Origin of the sequence: Cupriavidus basilensis (assembly GCF_029335485.1) — a bacterium.
In the GTDB taxonomy this organism is placed as follows: domain Bacteria; phylum Pseudomonadota; class Gammaproteobacteria; order Burkholderiales; family Burkholderiaceae; genus Cupriavidus; species Cupriavidus basilensis_E.
The window spans coordinates 1-1,010 of sequence record NZ_JARJLM010000395.1; the positions used below are offsets into that span (position 1 = coordinate 1).

A 1,010-nucleotide genomic window follows, 5' to 3' on the forward strand; every position below is an offset into this window, starting at 1 on the left:
GATCAGCTCACGCTGCGGCTCATCATGCGCAGTGCGGGCATGCGGTCCCGGATCTGGGTGGTGTCGGCGGCATCCGGGCGCGCCATCACATAGGCTTCCAGGTCGGCCAGCGCCGGCCGGAAGCACTCCAGGTTGGCATAGGCCAGCCCCCGGTCGCGCACTTCCTCGATCGAGCCCGGCAGCAGGATCACCAGCCGGTTCTGCACCCCCAGCAAGCGCTGCCAGCGCGACTCCTGCAGATAGATCGACTTGAGGTTGCGCAGCACGCGCGCCACGATCTCGCGGTGGCTTGCCACCTGCAGGAACAGGCCTAGCGGCACTTCGTTGGGGTCGGCTATGCCCTCGCGCTCCAGGTGCGGGTCGAGCATCTCCTGCAACTGCTCCTTCGACAGCGTCTCGCCGGTGAGCGGGTCCACCACGACCTCGCCGGCGGGAATCGACATCCGCACCAGGAAATGATTGGGGAAGGACACGCCCTTGAGCGGCAGGCCGATCTGCTGGCCCAGTTCCATATAGAGGACCGCCAGCGAGATCGGAATACCGCGCCGCTGCTTGAGCACGACGTTCAGGTAAGAGTTGTCGGGGTCGTAATAATCGTTCGCGTTGGCGCCGAAGCCGAGGTCGCGGTAGAAGAAATGGTTGAGCAGGCGCATGCGCTGGATGGCCGGCGTGCCCTCTGCGACACGGCGCTTCAGGCGTACCGCGAGCATGTCGAGCGTGGCGAGCTCGGCCTGCAGGTCCAGGTCCGGGTAGGCATCCTGGGCGATCGAAAGCACGGTCTCGGTAAGCGGGATACCGTCCTCGTCTGCCACGAGACTGGCAAAGTATTCCAGGACTTTCGTGGTTGTCATTGCGGCTTTCCTGATTGCGGCTTGGCGGCTGTTCCGAATGGGCGCGGGCGGCGCGGCGCGCGCGCCCGGACGGTGCATTGCTTGCGTCCGTGGCCGCGTGCCTGGGCGGAACCGCCTTGCTTCATTCTGGCACAACCCTCAATTACCTTGACCCTGCAC

The 1,010-nt window shown here is 65.3% G+C and carries 1 protein-coding gene; it reads right to left on the minus strand.

The features are described 5' to 3' along the window. Positions 1-2: 2 nt before the first annotated feature. Positions 3-851: a SirB1 family protein gene (locus P3W85_RS23620; protein WP_017229653.1), complete on the minus strand. Its 849-nt coding sequence runs from the start codon at positions 849-851 to the stop codon at positions 3-5. Between the last annotated feature and the right edge of the window lie 159 nt (positions 852-1,010).